Source organism: Ruegeria lacuscaerulensis, from assembly GCF_013034745.1.
In the GTDB taxonomy this organism is placed as follows: domain Bacteria; phylum Pseudomonadota; class Alphaproteobacteria; order Rhodobacterales; family Rhodobacteraceae; genus Ruegeria; species Ruegeria lacuscaerulensis_B.
In genome coordinates this window covers 1-1,766 of the sequence record NZ_WQGP01000028.1, presented here as the reverse complement: position 1 = coordinate 1,766, position 1,766 = coordinate 1, and the positions used below count along the sequence as shown (strand labels likewise).

Annotated in this window: 1 protein-coding gene; it reads right to left on the bottom strand. The window is 50.7% G+C overall.

Going from position 1 to position 1,766, the window contains the following annotated elements; genetic code table 11:
• Window positions 1-1,752 (bottom strand): Na/Pi cotransporter family protein (locus GOV79_RS22245; RefSeq protein ID WP_170791794.1); only part of this gene is annotated, 1,752 nt, incomplete at its 3' end.
• Window positions 1,753-1,766: the final 14 nt, after the last annotated feature.

Genomic DNA, 1,766 nt, shown 5'->3' with positions numbered 1-1,766 from the left:
CTGTGTCTTCGCGACCCGTTTTGTCAGTGTGTACATGTGGCGCAACTGCTCAATAAAAGTCATCAGTAGTCGAACACGCTCCAAGTACCGGGGTTCGTCGATGTTCAGTCGCTTGGCGTGCCTTTCGAATAGCTGGTCGGAAAGGGTTCTAATATCGTCTTTGAGCAAGAGCACTTCTTGGGCAGAGCGTTCGTCACTATTCCCCACAGCCTGGACTGCGAGTTCAAGACTTTTTCTCACACAAGTCCAAAGACCCTGCACCATATCTCGCGTTGTTTCACTACTTTCGGAAAAATCGCCATCGATGAAGATTTTGAGCAACCCAACCATATCCGCCTCAACGATGTCAGCTGCGCTCTCGATATTCATAATCGCGGCAACAAGTTGCTGATGGGTATCGCTCTCACTTTCCGTGAGAGAGTTTTGTCGTATTCGACCAAGATACTTCATGATTTCTGAACTTAGAATGTCCACTTCGTCGTCACGCTTTGCGACCGCCTCCAACGCTCCTCTTTCGTAGCGTTGAGCCCCTTCACCCAACGCGTCCATCATTTCCAAGGCGATGTGTCCGACCCGCTCAATCTCTCTTCTGGCGTTTTCAAGGGCGATCGTCGGCGCTTCCAGCGCCGCGTCATCGAGGAATTCGGACTTAATGATTTTATCCATTGGCTCAGGTCGATCTGGGACCAGTCTTTCCGCGAGGCGCGCGAAGGCCGTCGTGAAACCAATAAATATCATAGTGTTGAGGACATTGAACATGGTGTTGGCATTTGCGATCTGCCGAGGAACCTCCGCCGCAAGTTTGTCTTTTCCAACTAGACCTTCCGCAGCGGCGGGCGAAACACTTACGGCTATGTCCGCAAGAATGCTCAGAAACGGAAGCCAAATTATGACGCCTGCAATATTGAACAAGACATGGACAACAGATGCGCGAACCGCTTCGACTGGCTTGCCAAGTGCCGCAAGCAAAGCGGTGACACAGGTCCCGATATTGGCTCCTAAGGCCAAAACTATCCCGGCCTGAAGAGACAGCAAACCTTCGCTTGCCATCGCTATGGCAATACCAACAGTGGCAGCGGAGGATTGAACCAACCCAGTGAATAGCGCTCCCGCCAAAATGCCAAAGAGCGGACGTTCCATGCTAGCAAGGATTTCCAGAAAGGGTTCATAGCTGCGCAAAGGCTTCATACCCTCACTCATCAGACCCATTCCGTAGAACACCAAACCCAGGCCCATTATCATCATACCCATGTATTTTGGGCGCTCATTTTTGCTGCCAAAAGTCATAAAAAAACCTAGAGCAACTGCTATAAGGGAATACGTAGAGAGGTTGAAAGCCAGCAGCTGCGCCGTGACAGTGCTGCCGATATTTGCTCCCATGATCACACCGACAGATTGCGCCAATGTCATGACACCGGCGGTAACAAACCCCACGACCAACACTGTCGTAACAGAAGAAGAATTCAGTACACCGGTAACAAATGCACCGGTGGCGGCGCCCGTGAATCGATTCACTGTCAACTTCTGAAGAACATCGCGCAGGGTGTTTCCTGCGGCCTTTTTTAAGCCCTCAGACAAAAGATCCAATCCAGCTAAAAAGAGCGCCAAGCCGCCAAAAAGTCCCATCCCCAATTGTAGCCAATCTACTTGCTGCTCTGCTGTTTCTGTGGGCTGGGCATAGGCTGCATTGAAACTCAAGAAAGCGAAACTGATAAAAAGATATGGCAGCAAACGAACTATCGTTTTCGGCATGGGTCACCCTCCCG